The sequence below is a fragment of the Natronomonas marina genome, assembly GCF_024298905.1.
In the GTDB taxonomy this organism is placed as follows: domain Archaea; phylum Halobacteriota; class Halobacteria; order Halobacteriales; family Haloarculaceae; genus Natronomonas; species Natronomonas marina.
Window position 1 is genome coordinate 2340819 of the sequence record NZ_CP101154.1, and the last position, 20985, is coordinate 2361803.

The 20985-nt window shown below is 67.3% G+C and carries 20 protein-coding genes; 8 read left to right on the forward strand and 12 right to left on the reverse strand.

Going from position 1 to position 20985, the window contains the following annotated elements; translation table 11 throughout:
* Window positions 1–9 precede the first annotated feature (9 nt).
* A complete protein-coding gene (locus NLF94_RS12490; protein ID WP_254837955.1) occupies window positions 10–2850 on the forward strand; it encodes a DEAD/DEAH box helicase in 2841 nt (946 codons plus the stop codon).
* 28 nt (window positions 2851–2878) lie between these two features.
* On the opposite strand, the gene NLF94_RS12495 is transcribed toward NLF94_RS12490, so the two are convergent.
* The gene (locus NLF94_RS12495) at window positions 2879–5107 is read right to left on the reverse strand and encodes a polymer-forming cytoskeletal protein (protein WP_254837956.1); all 2229 of its coding nucleotides are present in this window, start codon (window positions 5105–5107) and stop codon (window positions 2879–2881) included.
* A 143-nt stretch (window positions 5108–5250) separates the two neighbouring features.
* Window positions 5251–7365, reverse strand: coding sequence for an AAA family ATPase (locus NLF94_RS12500; protein WP_254837957.1), 2115 nt, complete (start codon window positions 7363–7365; stop codon window positions 5251–5253).
* A 102-nt stretch (window positions 7366–7467) separates the two neighbouring features.
* Here NLF94_RS12500 and NLF94_RS20800 point away from each other — a divergent pair, with 102 nt between their 5' ends.
* A complete protein-coding gene (locus NLF94_RS20800; protein WP_256558615.1) occupies window positions 7468–7602 on the forward strand; it encodes a DUF7128 family protein in 135 nt (44 codons plus the stop codon).
* A gap of 58 nt (window positions 7603–7660) precedes the next feature.
* Here NLF94_RS20800 and NLF94_RS12505 read toward each other — a convergent pair whose 3' ends face one another.
* The 7 genes from NLF94_RS12505 to NLF94_RS12535 all read right to left on the reverse strand — a co-directional run bounded on the left by NLF94_RS12505 (window position 7661) and on the right by NLF94_RS12535 (window position 14611).
* On the reverse strand, window positions 7661–7834 hold the full coding sequence (locus NLF94_RS12505; RefSeq protein ID WP_254837958.1) for a DUF7836 family putative zinc-binding protein: 174 nt from the start codon (window positions 7832–7834) through the stop codon (window positions 7661–7663).
* A 94-nt stretch (window positions 7835–7928) separates the two neighbouring features.
* Window positions 7929–8906: a transcription initiation factor IIB gene (locus NLF94_RS12510; RefSeq protein WP_254837959.1), complete on the reverse strand. Its 978-nt coding sequence runs from the start codon at window positions 8904–8906 to the stop codon at window positions 7929–7931.
* A gap of 262 nt (window positions 8907–9168) precedes the next feature.
* The gene (locus tag NLF94_RS12515) at window positions 9169–11541 is read right to left on the reverse strand and encodes a DUF7282 domain-containing protein (protein ID WP_254837960.1); all 2373 of its coding nucleotides are present in this window, start codon (window positions 11539–11541) and stop codon (window positions 9169–9171) included.
* Window positions 11542–11724: 183 nt separating this feature from the next.
* Window positions 11725–12030, reverse strand: a complete 306-nt coding sequence (locus NLF94_RS12520; RefSeq protein ID WP_254837961.1) for a DUF8036 family membrane protein — start codon at window positions 12028–12030, stop codon at window positions 11725–11727.
* A 55-nt stretch (window positions 12031–12085) separates the two neighbouring features.
* On the reverse strand, window positions 12086–12361 hold the full coding sequence (locus tag NLF94_RS12525) for an ArsR/SmtB family transcription factor (RefSeq protein ID WP_254837962.1): 276 nt from the start codon (window positions 12359–12361) through the stop codon (window positions 12086–12088).
* Window positions 12362–12412: 51 nt separating this feature from the next.
* Window positions 12413–12697 carry a DUF357 domain-containing protein gene (locus NLF94_RS12530; RefSeq protein ID WP_254837963.1) on the reverse strand — a complete coding sequence of 95 codons (285 nt, stop codon included), beginning with the start codon at window positions 12695–12697 and terminating at the stop codon, window positions 12413–12415.
* 63 nt (window positions 12698–12760) lie between these two features.
* The gene (locus NLF94_RS12535) at window positions 12761–14611 is read right to left on the reverse strand and encodes a hypothetical protein (protein ID WP_254837964.1); all 1851 of its coding nucleotides are present in this window, start codon (window positions 14609–14611) and stop codon (window positions 12761–12763) included.
* 301 nt (window positions 14612–14912) lie between these two features.
* Here NLF94_RS12535 and NLF94_RS12540 point away from each other — a divergent pair, with 301 nt between their 5' ends.
* From NLF94_RS12540 to NLF94_RS12550, 3 genes are all read left to right on the forward strand, one after another.
* The gene (locus NLF94_RS12540; protein ID WP_254837965.1) at window positions 14913–15335 is read left to right on the forward strand and encodes an SCP2 sterol-binding domain-containing protein; all 423 of its coding nucleotides are present in this window, start codon (window positions 14913–14915) and stop codon (window positions 15333–15335) included.
* 74 nt (window positions 15336–15409) lie between these two features.
* The gene (locus NLF94_RS12545) at window positions 15410–15664 is read left to right on the forward strand and encodes an MTH865 family protein (protein ID WP_254837966.1); all 255 of its coding nucleotides are present in this window, start codon (window positions 15410–15412) and stop codon (window positions 15662–15664) included.
* A 120-nt stretch (window positions 15665–15784) separates the two neighbouring features.
* A complete protein-coding gene (locus NLF94_RS12550) occupies window positions 15785–16456 on the forward strand; it encodes a response regulator (RefSeq protein ID WP_254837967.1) in 672 nt (223 codons plus the stop codon).
* A gap of 16 nt (window positions 16457–16472) precedes the next feature.
* Here NLF94_RS12550 and pdxS read toward each other — a convergent pair whose 3' ends face one another.
* On the reverse strand, window positions 16473–17378 hold the full coding sequence (pdxS, locus tag NLF94_RS12555) for a pyridoxal 5'-phosphate synthase lyase subunit PdxS (protein WP_254837968.1): 906 nt from the start codon (window positions 17376–17378) through the stop codon (window positions 16473–16475).
* A gap of 108 nt (window positions 17379–17486) precedes the next feature.
* Between pdxS and NLF94_RS12560 the strand changes: the two genes are divergently transcribed.
* Window positions 17487–18230, forward strand: a complete 744-nt coding sequence (locus NLF94_RS12560; protein ID WP_254837969.1) for a DUF1405 domain-containing protein — start codon at window positions 17487–17489, stop codon at window positions 18228–18230.
* Window positions 18231–18457: 227 nt separating this feature from the next.
* A complete protein-coding gene (locus NLF94_RS12565; protein ID WP_254837970.1) occupies window positions 18458–18727 on the forward strand; it encodes a hypothetical protein in 270 nt (89 codons plus the stop codon).
* A gap of 172 nt (window positions 18728–18899) precedes the next feature.
* Here NLF94_RS12565 and NLF94_RS12570 read toward each other — a convergent pair whose 3' ends face one another.
* Window positions 18900–19448, reverse strand: coding sequence for a hypothetical protein (locus tag NLF94_RS12570; RefSeq protein ID WP_254837971.1), 549 nt, complete (start codon window positions 19446–19448; stop codon window positions 18900–18902).
* 132 nt (window positions 19449–19580) lie between these two features.
* Entirely contained in the window at window positions 19581–20156 is a 576-nt protein-coding gene (locus NLF94_RS12575; protein ID WP_254837972.1) for a helix-turn-helix transcriptional regulator, read from the reverse strand.
* Between the two features lie 144 nt (window positions 20157–20300).
* Between NLF94_RS12575 and NLF94_RS12580 the strand changes: the two genes are divergently transcribed.
* On the forward strand, window positions 20301–20942 hold the full coding sequence (locus NLF94_RS12580; protein WP_254837973.1) for a hypothetical protein: 642 nt from the start codon (window positions 20301–20303) through the stop codon (window positions 20940–20942).
* The last annotated feature ends 43 nt before the right edge of the window (window positions 20943–20985 follow it).

A 20985-nucleotide genomic window follows, 5' to 3' on the forward strand; every position in this document is an offset into this window, starting at 1 on the left:
CCGGGTCCGATGAGCGACGGCACGGCCGCCGGCATGGACGCCTTCGCCCACCTGCACCCCGAGGTCCGGGCGGCGCTGTCCGAGCGCGGCTTCACGACGCCGACCGAGCCACAGCGGGCGGCGATTCCGGCCCTCGCCGACGGCGAGGACGGTCTCGTCGTCGCGCCGACCGGGTCGGGCAAGACCGAGACGGCCGTGCTGCCCGTCCTCTCGGCCATCCGCGACCGGGAGCACCGCTTCGGGGTGCAGGCGCTGTACGTGACGCCGCTTCGGGCGCTGAACCGCGACATGCGCGAGCGGCTGGAGTGGTGGGGCGAGACGCTCGACGTCGACATCGACGTCAGGCACGGCGACACGACCGACTACCGCCGCCAGCAACAGACCGAGGACCCGCCGGACGTGCTGGTGACGACGCCGGAGACGATGCAGGCGATGTTCACCGGCGAGAAACTCCGCCGGGCGCTCGCCGACGTCGACCACGTCGTCGTCGACGAGGTCCACGAACTCGCCGAGTCCAAGCGGGGCGCACAGCTGACGGTCGGTCTCGAACACCTCCGGGAGCACGCCGGCCCCTTCCAGCGAATCGGGCTGTCGGCGACGGTCGGCGACCCCGCGGAGGTCGGCCGCTTTCTCACCGGGGACCGGGGCTGTCACGTCGTCGAAATCGAGGCCGGCTCGAACCTCGCGGTCGAGGTGCGAAACCCGGCGGTGCGACCGGAGGACCACGAGACGGCGAGCGAACTGATGACCGACCCCTCGGTCGCCAGCCACGTCCGCTGTATCGACGAGATCGTCGCGGCCAACGAGTCGACGCTCGTGTTCGTCAACACCCGCCAGACCGCCGAGGGGCTCGGCTCGCGGCTGAAGGCCCACGGCACCGACGTCGGCATCCACCACGGCTCGCTGTCGAAGACCGCCCGCATCGACGTCGAGGACCGCTTCAAGGATGGCGACCTGGACGCCCTGCTGTGTACCTCCTCGATGGAACTCGGCATCGACGTCGGCCGCATCGACCACGTCGTCCAGTACTCGAGTCCCCGCGAGGTTCGGCGACTCCTCCAGCGGGTCGGCCGCGCCGGCCACCGCCGCGACGAGGTTTCCGCGGGGACGGTCATCACGACCCACCCCGACGACACCTTTGAGGCGCTGGCCATCGTCGACCGCGCCGAGCGCGGCGCCGTCGAACGGGCGGGCATCCACCACGCCAGCCTCGACACCGTCGCCAACCAGGTGGCGGGCCTGCTGATGGGCTTCGGCGACCTGTCGGCCGCCCGCGCCTACGACATCGTGACGCGGGCCTACCCGTTCCGAAACCTCCCCGAGAGCGACTTCAAGGCCGTCGTCCGGGAACTGTCGGAGAACCGTATCCTCTGGCTGGAGGCAGACGAGGACCGCATCGAGAAGTCCGGCGGCACCTGGCAGTACTTCTACGCGAACCTCTCGATGATACCCGACGAGGCCAACTACACGGTGACGGACATGGCCTCCGGCCGGACCGTCGGCACGCTCGCCGAGCGGTTCGTCGTCACCTTCGCCGGTCCCGGCGAGACGTTCGTCCAGGGCGGCGACATGTGGCGCATCACCGAGGTCGACGACGAGGAGGAGGAGGTGCTGGTCACCCCCATCGAGGACCCGACAGGGGAGGTGCCCTCCTGGGTCGGCCAGGAGATACCGGTCCCCCACGACGTGGCCCGGCGCGTCGGACGAATCCGCGGCACGGCCGACGAGCGGTTCCGGGCGGGCGCCGACCGGGCCACGGTCGCGGGAGAACTCGCCGACCGGTTCCCGACCGACGACCACACCGTGAACGAGGCCCTGGAACCGCTGGAGCGCCAGGAGGCGCCGATGCCGACCGACGAGCGGGTCGTCGTCGAGGGGTACGGCCGCAACGTCGTCGTCGACGCCGCCTTCGGCCACACGATAAACGAGACGCTCGGTCGCCTGCTGTCGGCGCTCGTCGGCCAGCGGACGGGGTCGTCGGTCGCCCTCGAGACCGACCCCTACCGCATCGAACTGGAGGTGCCCGGCGGGACGACGCTGGGCGACGTCCGGGAGTTGCTCGAGGAGACCGACCCCGACCACGTCGCCGACCTCGTCGAGTTGAGCCTCAAGAACTCCGACTCGCTGAAGTTCACGCTGGCACAGGTCGCCGCCAAGTTCGGTGCCCTGAAGCGCTGGAAGGGCAAGGGCTCGGGCAGCAGTCGCTTCGGGAAGGACCGCCTGCTCGACGCCCTGGAGGACAGCCCCATCTACGACGAGGCGGTCCGGGTCGTCCTCCACGAGCAACTGGACGTCGAGGGCGCCAGCCGGGCCCTGGCCCGCATCCAGTCGGGCGACCTCGCCCTGGAGACGGTCGGCGAGCGCACCCCCGTCGGCCGCGGCGGGCGCTCCTCGGGCCGGGAACTGCTCGCGCCCGAGAACGCCGACGCCTCGGTCGTCGAGACGGTCAAGGAGCGCATCCAGGAGGACCGCGTCCTGCTCGCCTGCCTGCACTGCCGGGAGTGGGACCGCCGCCAGCAGGTCCGCCGCGTCGCCGACCAGCCGGAGTGTCCCAAGTGCGGGTCGACCAGAATCGCGGCGCTGAACCCCTGGGCCGACGAGGTGCTCGCGGCGGTCCGGGCCGACGAGCGCGACGAGGAGGCCGAAAAGCGGACCGAACGCGCCTACCGGGCCGCCAGCCTCGTCCAGAGCCACGGCAGGAAGGCCGTCATCGCCCTGGCCGCCCGGGGGGTCGGCCCGCGCAACGCCGCCTACATCATCAACAACCACCGCGAGGACGAGACCGACTTCTACCGGGACATCCTCGAACGGGAGCGCAACTACGCGAAGACCAAGTCGTTCTGGGACTAGCCCCCGAACGCCGGGGGCACTTCCGGACCTATCTCTCGAACTCGATCTCGTTCGTCGTGACGTGGAGGTACCTGACCGTCGGGACATCGCCCTGGCCGTCGCCGACGGTCCGCCCGGAGAGGGCCTCGTCGTAGTGGACGCCCCCGCCGCCGTCGGTCTGGACCTTGTCGGCGATGACCGCCCCGAAGACGTTGGCGCCGTCGTCGATGTCCACCTTCGTCCCCGGCGCGTTGACGACGCCGGTCACGTTCGAGGACAGCGAGACCGACGCCTCCTCGTCGTAGACGTTCATCTCGAACTCGGTGGCGTTCTGGTGGCCCGAGTCGCCGGTCTCGACGTTCGCGCTCTCGCTGATCGAGACGTCGCCGCCGACGTACAGTTCGACCTTTTTCCCGGCGCCTTCCGTGCTGATGTCGAGTGTCCCGCTGTCGACCGAGACCTGCGAGACGTCGTACTCGCCGGGGTCGAGTTCGCACGTCCTGCCGTCGTCGATGATGATGGCCTCGTTGTCCGGGTTCCCGTTCGCGTGGCAGTCGTCGGGCAGCTCCTCGAACTCCTCTTCGGGCGGCAACTCGACGGCCGGCGGGTCGACGACCGGTTCCTCGGGCGTCTCGGTCGCGTCCGGGGCGTCGGAGTCGTCGGGCGCGACGGGGTTCGGCGCGCCGTCGCTCGGGGGGCACTCGCTGGTCATCTGCGCGTCGTCGACGTAGAGGTCGCCCTGTATCTCCGATTCGCCGTCACAGATGAGCTTTCCCCCGACGTGGAGGTCGCCGGTGATGGTCAACTCGCTTATTTCGGCGTCACCGGTGACGTGGACCGACCCCTCGACGTCAGTGGGGTCGCCGTCGCTACCCGCGATTTTCCCCACGTCGCCGTCGACGTAGACGTCGTCGTCGAAACTGCTCTCGTCGGCCTGTTTGAGCGTGCCGGTGACGTGGACCTCCTCCTCGAAACGGGCCTCGTCGGCGGTCACGTTCCCCTCGACGTACACGGTGTCGCCGAACCTGGCCGAGTCGATGACTGCCGACCCGTCGGTGTGGACCTCGCCGGCGACGTCGACGGCGCCGTCGTCGTCGTCGAGGACGAGACCGTCGTCGGCGTAGATGTCGCCGTCGACGTCCACGGTGTCGAGGTCGACGGCGTCCTGAGTGTGTATGTCGCCGTCGACGCTGCTGCTGTCGAGGGTGACGTTCTCGTCGGCGTAGACGCTCCCGGTGACCTCGCTACCGTCGAGTTTCACCCGCCGCTGACCGTGGACGTCGCCCTCGACGGTGCCGCTGTCGACCGAGATCTTGCCGCCCTGCCGGACGCTGTAGACGTTCCCCCGGACGGTGTCCTCGAGGCTGATACCCCCGTCCGTCACGACCGAGCCCGAGGAGCCGGCGTGGTTCGGGGGCTGGTACCTCGGCGGCGGGTCGCTGGAGTCGTAGCTGTCGACGAGACCGCTGTCGACGGTGGCCGCGTTGCCGCCGTCGCTGCTGGCGTAGATGGCGTTCTCGACGGTCGGCGGCGACGGGACGACCAGTTCGACGGTCACGGTCCGGTCGTCGTGGTCCAACTCGACGACCTCGCCGTCGGTCCGCTCGGCGACGAACTCGCCCCACGCCTCGTAGTAGTTGCTGTGGACGGTCACGTAGACGCGCCCGCTGGAGCCGTTCAGCGGGTTGTTTATGTCTTCGACCCGCTCGGTCTCGCCCGCCTCCGCGAGCAACTCCACCTCGGAACCGCCCGTGTTCAACTCGCCCTCGACGGTGACGACGGGCAGCGTCAGGGTACTCTCCCGGTAGTGGAACTCCGGGGGGGACACCATCCGGCTGCCCCCGTCGCCCTCGCGAGTCCAGACGCCGCCGCCCTCGTAGGCGACCGTCCCGGCGTCCGTCTCGTAGAACACCGTTCCCATATGCGTCTTGGCTTCGCCGCAGTTCTCGTCGGCGGCGCCGCTTTCGGGCAGTATGAACTCCCGGTCGGACGTCGTCCCGTTGCGGACGCATATCCAGGAGGCCTCGTCGTCGACGGTGAGTTTCCCGCCGGAGGCGTCGAAGGTGACTCGGCGCTGCCGACTCCCGCCGAGTGCGACCGCGGCGGACTCGGAGGCCAGGTGGCTCATCTCCTGTCCGGCCCGCTCGGTGTCGGCGGTAGTCGATAGGCTCTCGATCAGCCCACCGCCGAACAGCACGACGGTCGTCGCACCCGTGACGACGATGCCGACGAGGATGACGATGGCGAGCGGGCTGGTCTGTGCCCTGCTTCGTTCCATCCATTCGATTCACGAATTGCATACATTAAAAAGCAATCACGATTATCGATATTTGAATCGTCGTTAGTTGATTAAGCACCCCAAATTCGTGTCAAAAGGTAACACACGACGGTTCGGGGTGGGTCGATCCCGGAGCCGGCGGCCTACTCCCGGACGCTCTCGAGGGCAGCCGCGACGTGCTCGGCTCGTATCTCGACCTCGTCGGCACGGTCGGCGGCCGCCGCCGGGCCGAGGTCCGTCGCCAGTTCCCGTATCGCCCGCATCGACGCCTCCCGGAGCAACGCCTCCAGTTGTGCACCGGAGAGCCCCTCGGTGTCGTCGGCCAGTGCAGCGAGGTCGACGTCGTCGGCCAGCGGCTTCCCCCGGGCGTGGACCTCGAGGATTTCCCGGCGGGCCGCCCGGTCGGGGGCGGGCACCTCGACGTGGGACTCGAGCCGGCCCGGCCGCAACAGCGCGGGGTCCAGCGACTCCCGGCGGTTCGTCGCCGCCAGCACGACCAGGTTCGGGTTCTCCGCCAGCCCGTCGAGTTCGGTCAGGAGCTGGGAGACGACCCGTTCGCTGGCCTCGCTGGCCTCGCCCCGGACGCCGGCGATGGCGTCTATCTCGTCGAAGAAGACGATGGCCGGCGCGGCCTGCCGGGCGCGGTCGAACACCTCCCGGACGGCCTTCTCGGACTCGCCGACGTACTTGTCCAGCAGTTCGGGCCCGGCGACGCTGACGAAGTTGACGTCGCTCTCGCCGGCTAGCGCCCGCGCAAGCAGCGTCTTGCCGGTCCCCGGCGGGCCGTACAAAAGCACCCCCGAGGGCGGTTCGGTGTTGGTCGTCTCGAACAGCGGGCCGTAGGCCAGCGGCCACTCGACGGCCTCGGTCAGCACCTGCTTGGCTTCCTCCAGACCGCCGACGTCCTCGAAGGAGACCTCCGGCGTCTCGGCGACGTACTCCCGCATCGCCGAAGGATCGACGGCCGCGAGGGCCGCCTCGAAGTCCGACCGCCGGACGAGCAGTTCCTCGCGGTCCTCGCGGTCACGGAGCGCCCGCATGGCGGCCTCCGTCGACAGCGAGTGGATGTCGGCACCGACGAAGCCGTAGGTCCGGGCCGCGAGGTCGTCGAGGTCGACGTCGTCGGCGAGCGGCATCCCCCGGGCGTGGACGTCGAGTATCTCCCGGCGGCCGGCCTCGTCGGGGACGCCGATCTCGATCTCGCGGTCGAAGCGACCGCCCCGCCGCAGCGCAGGGTCGATGGTGTCGACCCGGTTGGTCGCGCCGATGACGATGACCTGTTCGCGGGCGTCCAGCCCGTCCATCAGGGTCAGTAGTTGCGCGACGACGCGGTTCTCCATGTCGGCGTCGTCGTCGCGGGCGCCGGCGATGGAGTCGATTTCGTCGATGAAGACGACGGCGGGCGCGGCCTCGACCGCCCGTTCGAAGATCTCCCGGAGCTTCTCCTCGCTTTCGCCCTTGTACTTCGAGACGATCTCCGGGCCGTCGATGACCTCGAAACGCGCGTCGACCTCGTTGGCGACGGCCTTGGCGATGAGCGTCTTGCCGGTCCCCGGCGGGCCGTACAACAGCACTCCCGAGGGCGGGTCGATACCGAGCTTCCGGAACAGCTCCGGCTCCGACAGCGGCAGTTCGATCATCTCCCTGACCTGCTCCAGTTCCTCGTCGAGACCGCCGATGTCCTCGTAGGTCGCGTCGGTCGCCGGCTCCGGTGCGGTCCCGGCGTCGTCGGACGCGCCCTCCTCGACTCCCGTCGGCGAGTCGGACGCCCCCGTCGGCGGGTCGGCCACCTGACGAACCCGGACGGTCGTCCGGTCGGTGACCCGGACGGTCCCGTCGGGGGTCGTCTCGACGACCGTCGCCCGGACGCCGGGACGCTCCAGCCGCACCTGTTCGCCGGCCTGCAACGGCCGGTCCCGGAGGTCGGCCGCGACCGTCTCCGCCAGATCGTCGTCGCCGACCGCCGGCAACTCGACGAGTACCCGTTCGGCCTCGGCGACCGATATCTGCTCGACTCGCACCGTTTCGCCGACGTTCACGCCGGCGTTGGCGCGGGTCTCGGCGTCGATGCGGACGATGCCCTCCTCGCCGCTGGCGGGCCAGACCTTCGAGACGGTCGGCCGCTCGCCCTCGATGACGACGGTGTCGCCGCTCAGGACGCCGAGCGCACGGCGTGCGGACTCCGGCAGCCGCGCGACGCCCCGTCCCGCGTCCCGCTTTTCGGCGCCCTTCACCGTCAGCGTAACCCGCCGGTCCATATGGGTTCACTCGGGCCGCCGCCGGCTTTACCGTTCCGCCCCCGGCGTCCCGTTCCGCCCGCCGGAGAAACGAATATACGTCACCGTGGCACAGTAGCACACATGGTCGCCACCACCGAGCGGGACGGGACGACGTGGTACGAGTGCGAGAAGTGCGGGATGCTGTTCGACGACCAGACGGACGCCAGACAGCACGAGGAAAACTGCGACTCCGAGGACCCGAGCTACATCCAGTAGCGGCGCGGTCCGACGGGAACTGCGGTGGCTCCCCGACCGCCCGGGGAGATTCCCCGTCTCAGAACTGCTTGAGGTTCTGCAGGTCGTGTTCGGTCCGTGCGAACTCCGAGAGCGGACGGCTCGCGTGACAGCCGGGACAGTGGAACGTCCGAGCGGGCGACGGCAACTCCTTCGGGGAGTCCTGCCAGCTCTTTCCACACTCCGGACACAGCAGTCGGACGTACGTTTCCATACGCAGGGTCACGGCTGGGAGGGTTGAAAACCTTTGTCACGATTTTCGTCGCAGTACGACGCCCGGCGCCGGGAGGCTGCGTCGGAAAGCGGCCTCAGGCCGTGACGACTTCGCCGGCCTCGAGCAGTTCCTTGTACCGGTTGCGGATGGTGACCTCGGAGATGTCCGCGACCTCGCTGACCTCGCTCTGGGTCACCTTCTCGTTGCACAGCAGGGCGGCGGCATACACCGACGCGGCCGCGAGTCCGACCGGCGACTTGCCCGACAGGATGCCGTCCTGGCGGGCCGCCTCGATGAGTTCGCGGGCGCGGCGCTCGACCTCGTCGGAGAGGTCGAGGTCGCTCGCGAACCGGGGCACGTAGCTCTCGGGGTCGGCGGGCTTGACCTCGAGGTTCAGCTCCCGGATGATGTAGCGGTACGTCCGAGTCAGCTCCATCTTCTCGACGCGGGAGACGCGCTCGACCTCGTCGAGGCTGCGCGGGACGCCCGCCTGTCGAGCGGCGGCGTACAGCGACGCCGTCGCCACACCCTCGATGGAGCGGCCGGGGAGGAGGTCCTCGTCGAGGGCGCGGCGGTAGATGACGCTGGCGGTTTCGCGGACGTTCTCGGGCAGGCCGAGCGCCGACGCCATGCGGTCGATTTCGCCGAGCGCCTGCTTGAGGTTGCGCTCTTTCGAGTCCCGTGTCCGGAACCGCTCGTTCCAGGTGCGGAGTCGCTGCATCTTCTGGCGCTGGCGGCTCGACAGGGAGTTGCCGTAGGCGTCCTTGTCCTGCCAGCCGATGTTCGTCGACAGCCCCTTGTCGTGCATCATCTTCGTGGTCGGGGCGCCGACGCGGGACTTCTCGTCCTTCTCGGCGGAGTCGAAGGCCCGCCACTCCGGCCCGCGGTCGATCTCGTCTTCCTCGACGACGAGCCCGCACTCGCTGCAGACCGTCTCCCCGCGCTCGGTGTCCGACTCCAGGCGGGCGCCACACTCGGGGCAGACGGTCTCGTCTTCGCTCTCCTCGGCGGCTCGTTCGGTCGATTCGGTACGGTTCTCTTCCGTGAACGTTCTGATGCTGGTATCGCTCATGATGGGTTACTCCGGGCTCCGGAGGAGGAAAACCCAAGAAATCCGGAACCGGCTTGCTAACAGTACGTTAGTCCGAAAGGCTCTTAAACCTTTCGGCAGGTTTCCCGCTCGAAACTCCGATTTCGGCCGTTTCAGGCAGAATCGTGTGGGAGGCAGTACCGTGTGCTAGACAGTGACGGCCACCTCTTGTTGTTAAGCGTTACGAACCCACAGCTGGGCGGCTGCTACGACCGCATAAAAAACCGTTCGGCTGCCGGTACTCTCAGTTCAGGCGGCGGGCGGCGAGCACCGACGCGACGACGGCGACCAGCGCGACGACCGCGCCGAAGCCGGCACCGTCGCCGCTGGAGCCACCGGTGTCGGTCATCTCGTCGCCGCTGGAGCCGTCCGTCTCGTTCATGTCACCGTCACCCATGTCGCCGGACTCGACGGTCAGGGAGGCGTCCGCGATGACGGGGCCGTCGTCGGTCGTGTAGGGACCGTCAGCCTCGCCACCGCTGGTGACGAAGTCGTACTCCTGGTTGTCGTTGGTGTCCAGGTGCGGCATGGCGACGACCGTGCCGTCCTCCTCGTAGGGGGTGTCGAGCGAGATCTCGATGTCGGAGTGCTCGCCGGCCTCGAGGTAGTCGCTCGTGCCGCGGACGCTGTCGATGACCGCGCCGTCGAGCAGCGTGCCGTCGTGGATGGTGACGAAGCCGCCCCGCGAGAGGGTGGCGCTGTCGACCGTGACGGTGCTGCCGTCGGTTGTCTGGTCGGAGACGGAGACGCTGGCGGTTGCCTCGGCGGTCACCGTCGCCGGCACGACGTTCGCGGAGCCGGCCACGAGGTAGGGACCGTCGGCGCTGCCCTCGCTCGTGACGAAGTCGTACTCCTGGTTGTCGTTGGTGTCGCGGTGCGGCATCGCGACGAAGGTGTCCTCGCCGCCGGGCACCTCGTCGATGTCGATGGAGACGTTCTCGTGGGTGCCGGGACCGAGGTACTCGCTCGTGCCACGGACGCTCTCGAGGACCGCGCCGTCGAGCAGCGTCGAGTCGTGCAGCGTCACGAAGCCGCCGTCGTGCAGCGTCACGCTGTCGACGGTGACGCTGTCACCGGCGCCTTCCTCGCCGTCGAAGGTCACCTGTGCGAGCACGCTCGCTCGCGCGGTGTCGACGACCGGGTTGCCCGCTTCGGTCGCGTACGGGCCGTCGGCGCTGCCCTCGCTCGTGACGAAGTCGTACTCCTGGTTGTCGTTGGTGTCCTTGTGCGCCATCGGCACGACGACCTGCGACGTCTTCAGCGGGTCGTCGAGCGTGATGTTGACGTCGGAGTGGAAACCGGGTTCGAGGTACGCCGAGGTGCCGCGGACGCTGTCGAGGACCGCACCACCGAACAGCGACGCGTCGTGGATGGTGACGAAGCCGCCCTCCGAGAGGTCGACGTGGTGGACCGTCACGGTGTTACCGTTGGTCTCGAAGTCACCGGTCGAGACCTTCGCCGAGACGTTGGCCTGTGCGGTGTCGACCACCGGGTCGCCGCCCTCGGTCGTGTAGGGGCCGTCCTCCTCGCCTTCCGACTCGGGGAAGTCGTACTGCTGGTTGTCGTTGGTGTCGCGGTGCGCCATCGGGACGAGCGTGTCGCTCTCGTTGAGCGGCTCGTCCAGCGTGATGTGGATGTTCTCGTGGGTACCCGGCGCGAGGTAGTCGCTCGTGCCGCGGATGCTGTCGAAGACGGCGCCGTCGAGCACCGTCGAGTCGTGGATGGTGACGAACCCGCCGTCGGGCAGGTAGGCCTCGTCGACGGAGACGAAGTGCCCACCCGTCGTGGTGTCGTTCATGCTGACGGTCGCCTGGTCGCTCGGCGTCACCGTCGCGGTGTCGAGTACGATCTCGCCGTTGTTGTCGAGGAAGGGACCGTCGGCTTCGCCCTCGCTCGTGACGAAGTCGTACTGCTGGTTGTCGTTGGTGTCCTTGTGCGGCATCGGGATCAGCGTGTCCTGCTCGGTCTGATTCTCGTCGAGTTCCACGCGAACGTTCTCGTGGACGCCCGCACCGAGGTAGCCGCTGACGCCGACGACGCTGTCGAAGGTCGCACCGTCGAGCAGCGAGCTATCGTGCATCGCGACGAAGCCGCCCTCCGAGAGTTCGACGCGGTCGACCAGCACCGACGAGCCGCCGGTCGACTGGTTGGACATGCTCACCGTCGCGCTGACCGTGACGTTCGCGCTGTCGACGACGATGTCGCCGCCCTCGGTCGTCGAGGGACCGTCGACCTCACCGCCGCTGGAGACGAACGAGTAGACGCGGTCCCCGTTCGTGTCCCTGTGGGGCATGGCGACGAGCGTCGCGTCCTCGGTGAGGGGGTCGTCGAGCGTGACCGTCACGTTCGAGTGGTTGCCCGCCTCCAGGTACGCGGAGGTACCGCGGACGCTCGTGAGGACGTCCTCGCCGCCGTTGTTCAGGCTGGCGTCGTGGATGGCCACGAAGCCGCCCTCCGGGAGATACACGTCGTCGACGACGACCGTGTGGCCGCCGCTCGTCTGTTCCGATATGGATGTCGATGCTACGTGGCTCGCCCCCACGACGCCCGCTCCAGCGGCCCCCGCGACGGAGACCATGAGCAGCGTCATGAGGACAACGCCTATGCTACGATGCATACTCCGGACGTGGGAGAACTACTTAAAGAGGATTCTCCGAAGTCTTACCCAATTTCGTCCCAGACTGGGAAAACCCACGGAAGAAAGTCTGTTCTCCGAACATCTTTTCCGGCAAGCGTGGCCGGGGATGGTGTTAAAAAACGTATATGAATTCACAGACAGAACGGCGGGAAGAAAGGCGGGTCAGTCCCAGCTGACCCAGGTCAGGAAGGCGAGGCCGCCGAACTCCATGAGTCGGAGTCCAGCGAGAGTTATCTGCGCCGGGCGCGGCACCTGCTCGGCGTTGCTGATCCACGCCGACAGCGTCGGGTCCATGATGAACAGGTACGCCGCGGCCGCGTTCTCCGCCAGCAGGAACCCCCCGAAGAGGACCAGCCCGAGCGTGTGCTTCGACCGGAGTTGCCACCAGTTGGAGCCCCAGATGTACAACAGGCCGGCCAACAGCAAGATGTTCAGGATCGCGAAGACCTGCACGATTCTAACGAACACTATACATCACCTTCCCCGTTCGTCCACATATACGCTTTCCCAAATTCCTCCATAGTTAGGCCACCTCGTCGATTATCTCCTCGACGGTCTCCCAGTGGACCCGAGTCGCCTCGCTCGGCAGGTAAATCTTCCCGTAATCGTCGCCACTGTCCGTGATGACGTTGTTCTCCTGAAGGACATCGAGGTGGTGTCGGACGGTCTTGTAGTCGAGGTCGAGATCCTCGGCGAGCTGGTTCGCGTTCCGGGGCCGTTCGTTCAGCGCGCGGAGGATTCTGGCGCGGTTCGCGCCGCCGCGCGTTCCCGACAGCACGTACCACAGAGCCGCCTCCATCACCCGACCGGACACACCCGACCGACGTAAAAGAGGGGGTTCCGACGACGGTCACACCGTAAAGAGGTGTCCGTCCGTTGGTACCTCGAAAACGCCCAGCCTCGCGCCGGCGTCCATCCAGCCGTGGCCGTACGAGAAGGACGCCAGCGCGTTCACGAGGTCACCGTCAGCCCGGAAGTGTCGGCCGTCCTCGAGGTACGAGGCGGCCATCTCCTCGTAGTCGGCCGCGACCTCGTGCAGCGGCGTCCCCTCCGGCGGGGCGATTTCGGCGGTCTCGAGGGCCTCGGCCAGAAGCGACTCGTAGCGGTCGGTCTTCTCTTCGAGTTCGGCGGGCATACGCCGACGGTTCGGCGGCAAACACAAAAACGCAGCGTGCCGGCGCGCGAACCGGACCCGGCCTCAGAACTCCTTGACGACGCCGTAGCCCAGCCCCATGATGAGACCGTAGACGACGAACGCCAGCAGGAAGTACGGCTGCAGGATGGGGACGGGCATGCCGTGGGTCGAGACGGTGTTGACCGCGATGGGGATGGCGATGGCGCCGACGGCGACCGCGACGACGACGCCGTAGACGAAGCCGGCCATGGTCGCCGTCGTCGTGACGGGAGCGTCCTCGAGGTAGTCGCCGAGCGTCTCGTTTACGTCCTCCTCGCGCTCGGCGAACTCGTCGATGGAGCGGGTGTAGTCGGAGAGTCGCGGGCCAACCGCGACCGCGAACACCATCCCGAGGACCACGGAGAGTCCGAGCCAGACGAGCCAGCCGACGCCGAGACTGCCGGCCCGCCCGACGAGCGACCCCATGAACAGCATCGTGACCGGGCCGACCATGTGGTACGCCAGCAGGCCGCCCGCGGCCCCGCCGAACAGCGAGCCGAAGACGATGGCGCGCTGGCCCTTCGTGCCGATCGACGGAGAGGTCGGAAGCTCCTCGCGGGCGAGACGGCGCTTCCGTAGCGCCGCGTAGACGCCCCCGAAGACCAGCCCGAACACCAGGTACGCGAAAATCGTCGTCTGGGTGTTCGGCGAGTCGATTGGGAAGCCCCGCGACTGGACGAGCGACGGCACGAGGAACGCCCCCACGAGCGCGGTGAGGACGACCCCGTAGACGGTCCCGACGAGGACGCCCCGGCCGACGCCGATGCGGGACTCGACGGCCCGGGCGGCCAGCGGGACGAACGCCACGCCGAGGAGGAAGACGAGCCCGAACCAGATGCCGACGCCGATCTGCCAGGAGGGGGAGACCCCGAGATAGCTCAGCCCCAGGAAGTAGATGGGCTGCGGATTGACGAGGGAGATGAACGCCGCGCCCGCGGCGCCGCCGAGGACGGTGCCACCGAGGACCGGAACGACGCGTCCCTGCAGGAACGCCGGGGCAGCGCCGCCCTGCCCCTCGATGACGCCGTAGCTGATCCCGTGGACGATCCCGAACAGGAGGTAGGCCGCGAGTACGGCGACGCCCGGCCGCGGCGGGTCGAACGCCGTCGCCGAACCCAGGAACTGCGGGACGAGAACCACGCCGCCCAGGAGGAGCAGCACCATCCCGTAGATCGCCCCCAGTTTGAAGCCGCTCTGTCCGGGGAGGTCCTGCCGTTCGACCCGGCGGGCGGGAAAGACCGCAAAGCCGGCGCCGAGCAGGAGCGCAAACAGGAGGAAGACGGCGAAGCCGGCCGGCACCGAGCCGCCAGCACCGGCGACGAGCGCGAAGTACACCAGGTGATGCGGCGCCGCGACGACCATGACGGCCCCGGTGACGATGCCGGCGACGAGCGACGCCAGCAACGTCGACCCGGTCCGGCCCACGAGGAACAGCGGTCGGAGCGGCCGACGGTTGATGGACTTCCCGAACAGCGACCCGAGGACGACACCGTAGATGGCGAAGCCGACGAGCGTACTGACGCCGACCTGGGTGTAGGGGAACTCCCACTGCGTGGTCGCGGTGACCGCCTCCGGAATCGCCAGCAGGCCGGCGAAGACTGCCAGCACGATTCCGTACACGAGCCCATAGCCGGTGGTGCTGTTGCCCCGCTTTGCGTGGTTCATGGCGAGGCTACCGAAGATGACACCGAGGACGATCGTCGTGCCGATCCAGGCGGCCAGCCCGATCTCCGGAGAGCCGTTGCCGACGGCGGCACCGAGATACCGCATGTAGAGTGGCTGGAGCGTGTAGACGAATCCCCCCGACAGGGCGCCGGCAAGCACCGACGCCAGAAGCGTCGCCCGGCCGACCGAGCCGGTTTCGGCGTCGCTCACGCGGCGACACCCCCGGGCGGTGCGACGGAACCACGGCGTGTGAGATTGCGGAACGGTTCAGTTCGTGCGGTCAACCAGCCGGCCGGCGACCCCCCGGGCGCCGTCCGGGCGGCCGTCCCGCCGACGCTCACCGCCGGTCGACTGGTGTGCTCTCCGGGAGTCACGGTTCTGTACTCCCCCTGGCCTGCCTACCCAATAAAGCGTTGCGGGGGTCGTAGCCGGGTTTTTATATTGCCCCGCGACGGGTCGCCGAATCGTTTAAGAGACGGTCGGCCTACGTGTGACAGGGTGACACGACACGATGGCGACACCGTTCCCGTCGGACGAGTGGATCCGAGAGTGGCGCGACCGACTGAACGAAAACGAGGCCTACGCCGAGAAGGGCCAGGGGTGGGGCGTCGGCTTCAACGGCGACTTCGTCTTCCACGTCCGCGCCGACGACCGGCTCCCCGAGGACCACTACTTCTTCATCGCCCTGGAGGACGGCAAGTGTACCGAGGCCCGCGAGATCGACGACCCGGCGGACGTCGACGCCGGGTTCGTCTACCGGGGTGACTACTCGGACTGGATCGCGCTCAACGACGGCGACATCGGCCCGATAGACGGGATGATGTCCGGCGTCTTCGACATCGACGGCGACATGCAGAAGGTACTCCAGTACAGCGAGGCTGCCGTGGCGATGACCGAGACCGGCCGGGAGATAGAGACCGACTACGAGTACTGACCCCGTGTTTTTAATTGACCGGTATTGAGAGGCGATACACACAACACCGACGACGTGTACGTTGGGGTCGTACCATGGCAGACCGAGAGGCAGTCCGCGAGCAGTTCGAGGAAGCGTTCGGGGGAGCCGACTACCCCGTCAACAGTCCGATGGATCTCGTGCCGGCGCTCCCGCAGGGCCCCGGAACGACCTTCGACATCGGCGACGAGACCATCACCGCGATGGAGTTGAACCAGGAAGCCTCCGGGCAGGGCGACTACCCCTACGACAGCGTCGACGAGCTCGTCGACGACCTGATGGACGGTCTCGAGGACGAAGGCTACGTCTGAGTCGGCGCCGAGCCATTCCGTTTTTCCGCAGCCCGTCGATTCACACCGCCACACTCTCGGCCGCACCGACGGGGAGCAACCGTTAACCGTCCCCCGGATGAACGAACTGCCGGGAAGCCGATGTCGTCGGAACGAACGACGGTGTTGATAGTCGAAGACGAGCACGACCTAGCCGACCTCTACGCCGAGTGGGTCGAGATGTCGGGCTACCGGACCCGGACGGCCTACGACGGCGCATCCGCGCTGGAACAGCTGGACGAGGAGGTAGACATCGCGCTCCTCGACCGCCGGCTGCCCGAGATGCAGGGCGGAGAGATACTCGACCGGATACGCGGAGAGGGACACGACTGTTCGGTGGCGATGGTGACCGCCGTCGAACCCGAGGCCGACATCGTCGAGATGGGCTTCGACGAGTACCTCGTCAAGCCGGTCGAGCGGTCGGAACTGGCCGAACTGCTCGAGGAGCTCTCCGAGCGGCTCCCAGCCGGGATAGACGATCCGACACTGGACGCGCTCGGGGACCCGAAGGCGAGACGCTGCTTCTACGAGCTCCAGAACGCACCCAAGAGCGCGAGGGAACTGGCCGGGGCGACGGGCTACTCCCGGACGACGGTGTACCGCCGGCTCAACGCCCTGCGACAGGCCGGGCTCATCACGAGCCGGACCACCATCGATCCGGACGGCGACCACTACGAGACGTTCGTCACGGAGACGGACCTGATCCTCGTCGAACTCGACGACGGGTTCCGAATCGAGATGAACCCCGAGGCGGTGGACCGGACGGACAGCTGAGAACGGACGGACCGGGTCAGACGCCGCGACCCTGGAGCTTCTCCTCTTCGGACATCGTCTCGTTGGCCTGGCCCTTCATGCCGCGGCCGATGCCCTTGGCGATGTCCCGGAGCCGCTCGGGGTCGTCGTAGTTGTTGACCGCCTCGACGATGGCGGTGCCCATCGCGGTGGGGTCCTCGGCGCCGAAGATGCCGCTGCCCACGAAGATGCCGTCACAGCCCAGCTGCATCATCAGCGCGGCGTCGGCGGGCGTGGCGATGCCGCCCGCGGCGAAGTTGACGACCGGCAGCCGGCCCATCTCGGCCGTCTCGTGGACGAGTTCGCGCGGCGCCTCGTTCTCGCGGGCCCACTCGTCGCGCTCCTCGTAGTTCATCCCCGAGAGCTTCCGGATGGACCGCTTGATGGTCCGCTGGTGGGTGACGGCCTGGTTGACGTCGCCGGTGCCCGCCTCGCCCTTCGTGCGGATCATGGCCGCGCCCTCGTCGATGCGCCGCAGCGCCTCCCCGAGGTTCCGGGCGCCGCAGACGAACGGCGCCGTGAACCCGCGTTTGTCGATGTGGTAGCGCTCGTCGGCCGTCGTCAGCACCTCCGACTCGTCGACCATGTCGGCGCCGGTCGCCTCCAGGATCTGTGCCTCGGCCGTGTGCCCGATGCGACACTTGCCCATCACGGGGATGGAGACCTCGTCGATGATCTCCTCCAGGGCGGCGGGGTCGGCCATCCGGGCGACGCCGCCGCGCTTCCGGATGTCCGCGGGGACGGCCTCCAGCGACATGACGGCGACGGCGCCGGCGTCCTCGGCGATACGGGCCTGCTCGCGGGTGACGACGTCCATGATGACGCCGCCCTTCTGCATCTTGGCGAAGCCGCGCTTGACGAGGTCCGTCCCGCGACGGAGGTCCTCGAGGTCCGTTTCGGTCATGGACGAACGAAGGGGTTGGACCCACTTAACCCGTGTCGTTCGCCCCGGTGGTTTCCGGCTGTCGCCCGTCGCCGTGGGTGTTTTGGTGGCGCGCCCGGAGTTGGGGATATGAGCATCCGAGGCCGCGCCGGGGCCGTCGCCGAACGGGGGCGCCGGCTGCTGGAGTCCGACGTCCCCCGCGATGACCTGCCGTGGTACGTCGCGCCGCTGCCGGAACCACTGGAGAACCTGGGGCTCAACCTCGCGTGGCTGGTCGTCGCCATCAACCTCGCCGGCACCGCCTTCGGGTTCTACTACTACCTGCCCCAGTTTTTCCGCACCCCCGCCGCGATGTGGCCGTTCGTGCCCGACAGCCCGCTGGCGACGCTGCTCATCGCCGCGGCGCTGGCCGCCTGGAAACTGGACCGCCAGCAGGAGTGGCTCACCGCGCTGGCCTTCTACGGGAACGTCATCCTCGGCGGGTGGACGGTGTACGTCCACCTGGCGTTCTGGCCGCAGTTCGGCTACCTCCACCCCGCGATGCGGCAGTTCCTCATCTGGAGTCACGCCGCGATGGTCGTCCAAGCGTTCCTCCTGCACCGCATCGGCGACTTCCGGCCGTGGGCCGTCGGCGTGGCGACGCTGTGGTACACGGTCAACGCGACCGTCGACTACTTCGTCCCCGTCCTCGGCGACCCCCACCACACCCTGATTCCGCTCCAGCGCGACACGACCGTCGGACTCGGCGCGGACGCCCTCAGCGTGGCAGGGGCCGGCGCCTTCCTGCTTCTCGTCGTCTCGGTGTACCTCGCGATGCTCACGCACGTCGAGAAACGGCGCGCCAGCCGCTCTTCGGAGTCGCTGGGTACCTGAGTCGCCCGACCGCTGCATTTCGTGGACAAATATAACGTTCGATATATTTACAGAGAGTGTACCATGACACTTCTTACACCCCGAAACATACCGCGAAAGCGGGAAATAGCCATTGATATATGCTAACTCTTCTCAATTTCTATCGGAAATATTAGGTTATTTACGCAGGGAGGTACTACGGTGAACCGAACGGAACAGTGCGGAAACCGAGTCCCTCCCCAACCGATATGAAATACACGAACCTCGACATCGAGCCGATACCGCTCACGGACGCCCCGCCGGTCCGGACCGCACTCGCGGTCCCGATTCTGTTGGTCGCGTTCTTCGTCGCTCTCAGCTACCCCCTGTACGCCCTCTCGGTCGCCGTCGGCGCCCTCGTCGGGGCGCGGGTCCTCCAGTACGGCCTGGCGGCGCTGGTCGCCCGCAACCGCGGCCGCGTCCGGGCGTTTTCGCTCCCGGGCGTCGGCACCGTCGAGTTCCGGGTCACGCCGCAGTAGCGCTTTCTCGGCTTGTCGAGCGGCGCCCATCGGAGATATCCTTAGGAGTACGGGCGACGAGGTCGAAATTCGGAAGTACTGTTGGCCGATCTAAGAAGCCGTTAAAAAATGACGGCGGACAGGGGAAAGTGTGGATGCGAATCGTCAGGCAGCGCGCCTTACTCGCCGGTCGTCACACGAACACCTGCACGGTGTTGTCTTCCGATAGGTTACCCTCGATATTATCCTCCGATAGGTTGACTTCGATGGCTTCGTCTGCCGTGAGGGTCTCGTCGTCCTCCTCCGTCTCGACACGCACGACGTTATCTTCAGATAGGTTGCCCTCACTGGTGACGTCGTACTCTTCAGAGGCCTCGCGGGTCAGTGTCGGCTCGAAGACCTCCGTCACGGTACCGTCGGGGCCGATTTCGGCGACGACCTGTTCTTCGGCGTCGGGGGAGGGCGCGATGTGAACCTCGACCTGCTCGGTGCCTTTGACGACATCGAAGTGAACGTTATCGTCGTCGATGTATCTCTGCACCCGCTCGTTCGACCAGGCCGTCTGGATAGCTTCGTCGACTTCATCCGACGATATATCGCCGAACGGAGCGGTCACGTCGACGGTGTAGTCGTCGGGGGGCTGTTCTACTGCTGAGCTTCCGGAACCCGCACCTGCCGCGGCGATGCCACCAGTTATGGCGAGCATCGCGGCGAGTGCGAGCGCGAACAGTTTCCTGCGCATCGCGTATCGGAGCGGCCCTCTCGGGGAATCGCTCCGGCCGGGGCTTGTGAGAAAACCCCCTTAGATACCCGTTGAGGAAGCGTTCGAAAGGAGGGAGGAAACTGTTTCGCGGAATCGGAGGTCGGGTTTCACTTACAGGAGCATGACTATGTTCCCCATCCCGCGGCGCTTGCGTTCGACGAGCTCCTTCGTCTCTAGGCTGTCGAGCGTCCGACTGACGGTCGCCTTCGAGCTGTCCGTCGCGTCGACGATGTCACTTTGGGCTATCACGCCGTCCGCGTCGAGGATTATCTCGTAGACCTCGCGCTCGTTGTTGGCCAGACGCTGGGCCGTCTCCTCCCACTCCTGACGGCGGGCTTCGAGGAGTTCGTCGCTCGGGGTCGAACCGTCAGTCCCGTCCGCACGGCCGGGGGCGCCGTAGCCGTCGGACGACAGCCGATCTGTCGGAGGCGATTCGGTGTCGGCGTCCCCCCAGTCTGTGGTGGTCAGGTACGTCCCGCTCGCTCCGAGCAGGACCGCCGCAACGACGATGACTGCCACGTCGCTGTACTGGAAGTATCCGCCGATTTCCGCGACTTCTGTTCCGTTCTCGCCGACAGATACCACGACCGGCGTCGGCGTGATCAACTGTACCGCGAGGACGAGCGTGGCGGCAACGAAGACGGCCGCAGCGAGGAGCGACTTGCTGTGGAGGGCCCGCAGGACCATGGGTCGACGTTCCGGATCCGCCTCCTAATGTGCGTCGATATTGAGTCGACAAATCCGTCGTGAAACGGCTTGAAACGCCTTTGAAACACGTTTCGAACGAGTTTCATCACAGCGGTGATGAGGCCTTTCACCGAACAGTGTAACATGCGAGGCAAGCGGACACGCATCCTCCTGCTCGGAGTCCTAGCGGCGGTCGGCATCACGCTGGCGGGAGTAGGGGTCGCGCTCGGGATCGGGAACAGCAACACGGACGACGACCGGATAGCAGAGGTCAGCGTCGCGAGGACCAACCTAACAGTCTCCGACGGCGGGAACGACGTCGTGCTGATGGAGAACGTCTCGGAGACGAGCGATATCGAGATTGTCAAAAACCGAACGGAAATCACGGTCACGGAGCACGAATCGGACCCGTTGACACAGCGCGAACGGGAGCGCGCAATCGAAATCGCCCGGAACAACGAGACGGTCGCCTCACACCTCGAAACGGTCGATGATCCGGATTTCACCGTCGACCCCGTCGAGAGGATCGACGCTGAGGAGATGCGGACGACCACAGTCGAGTTCGATGTCGATGAGCTGAACCACACCGGAGATTCCGTTCTGGTCGGGAACGTCACGGTCGAGGAATCCGACGATTCCGTCACGGTAGAGCGGGAGCCGTCCCACGTCGCCGACCGGGCGGTCGTCCGGATTAGCCCTGCCGACAGCGAAGAGGCGCAATACTCCGTCGGAGTCGATCTGACAAACAGGACCGTCACCCACGTCACCGACTGGGGGAACGTATAGCAGGTTCGCCTCCGCGCACTCCGTCGATTCGGACGATCACCTG

What these genes read in the sequence shown, in the direction of transcription:
- NLF94_RS12490 (WP_254837955.1), top strand. Translation starts at nt 10, where the DNA reads ATGAGCGACGGCACGGCCGCCGGCATGGACGCCTTCGCCCACCTGCAC.
- NLF94_RS12495 (WP_254837956.1), bottom strand. Translation starts at nt 5,107, where the DNA reads ATGGAACGAAGCAGGGCACAGACCAGCCCGCTCGCCATCGTCATCCTC.
- NLF94_RS12500 (WP_254837957.1), bottom strand. Translation starts at nt 7,365, where the DNA reads ATGGACCGGCGGGTTACGCTGACGGTGAAGGGCGCCGAAAAGCGGGAC.
- NLF94_RS20800 (WP_256558615.1), top strand. Translation starts at nt 7,468, where the DNA reads ATGGTCGCCACCACCGAGCGGGACGGGACGACGTGGTACGAGTGCGAG.
- NLF94_RS12505 (WP_254837958.1), bottom strand. Translation starts at nt 7,834, where the DNA reads ATGGAAACGTACGTCCGACTGCTGTGTCCGGAGTGTGGAAAGAGCTGG.
- NLF94_RS12510 (WP_254837959.1), bottom strand. Translation starts at nt 8,906, where the DNA reads ATGAGCGATACCAGCATCAGAACGTTCACGGAAGAGAACCGTACCGAA.
- NLF94_RS12515 (WP_254837960.1), bottom strand. Translation starts at nt 11,541, where the DNA reads ATGCATCGTAGCATAGGCGTTGTCCTCATGACGCTGCTCATGGTCTCC.
- NLF94_RS12525 (WP_254837962.1), bottom strand. Translation starts at nt 12,361, where the DNA reads ATGGAGGCGGCTCTGTGGTACGTGCTGTCGGGAACGCGCGGCGGCGCG.
- NLF94_RS12530 (WP_254837963.1), bottom strand. Translation starts at nt 12,697, where the DNA reads ATGCCCGCCGAACTCGAAGAGAAGACCGACCGCTACGAGTCGCTTCTG.
- NLF94_RS12540 (WP_254837965.1), top strand. Translation starts at nt 14,913, where the DNA reads ATGGCGACACCGTTCCCGTCGGACGAGTGGATCCGAGAGTGGCGCGAC.
- NLF94_RS12545 (WP_254837966.1), top strand. Translation starts at nt 15,410, where the DNA reads ATGGCAGACCGAGAGGCAGTCCGCGAGCAGTTCGAGGAAGCGTTCGGG.
- NLF94_RS12550 (WP_254837967.1), top strand. Translation starts at nt 15,785, where the DNA reads ATGTCGTCGGAACGAACGACGGTGTTGATAGTCGAAGACGAGCACGAC.
- pdxS (WP_254837968.1), bottom strand. Translation starts at nt 17,378, where the DNA reads ATGACCGAAACGGACCTCGAGGACCTCCGTCGCGGGACGGACCTCGTC.
- NLF94_RS12560 (WP_254837969.1), top strand. Translation starts at nt 17,487, where the DNA reads ATGAGCATCCGAGGCCGCGCCGGGGCCGTCGCCGAACGGGGGCGCCGG.
- NLF94_RS12565 (WP_254837970.1), top strand. Translation starts at nt 18,458, where the DNA reads ATGAAATACACGAACCTCGACATCGAGCCGATACCGCTCACGGACGCC.
- NLF94_RS12570 (WP_254837971.1), bottom strand. Translation starts at nt 19,448, where the DNA reads ATGCGCAGGAAACTGTTCGCGCTCGCACTCGCCGCGATGCTCGCCATA.
- NLF94_RS12575 (WP_254837972.1), bottom strand. Translation starts at nt 20,156, where the DNA reads ATGGTCCTGCGGGCCCTCCACAGCAAGTCGCTCCTCGCTGCGGCCGTC.
- NLF94_RS12580 (WP_254837973.1), top strand. Translation starts at nt 20,301, where the DNA reads ATGCGAGGCAAGCGGACACGCATCCTCCTGCTCGGAGTCCTAGCGGCG.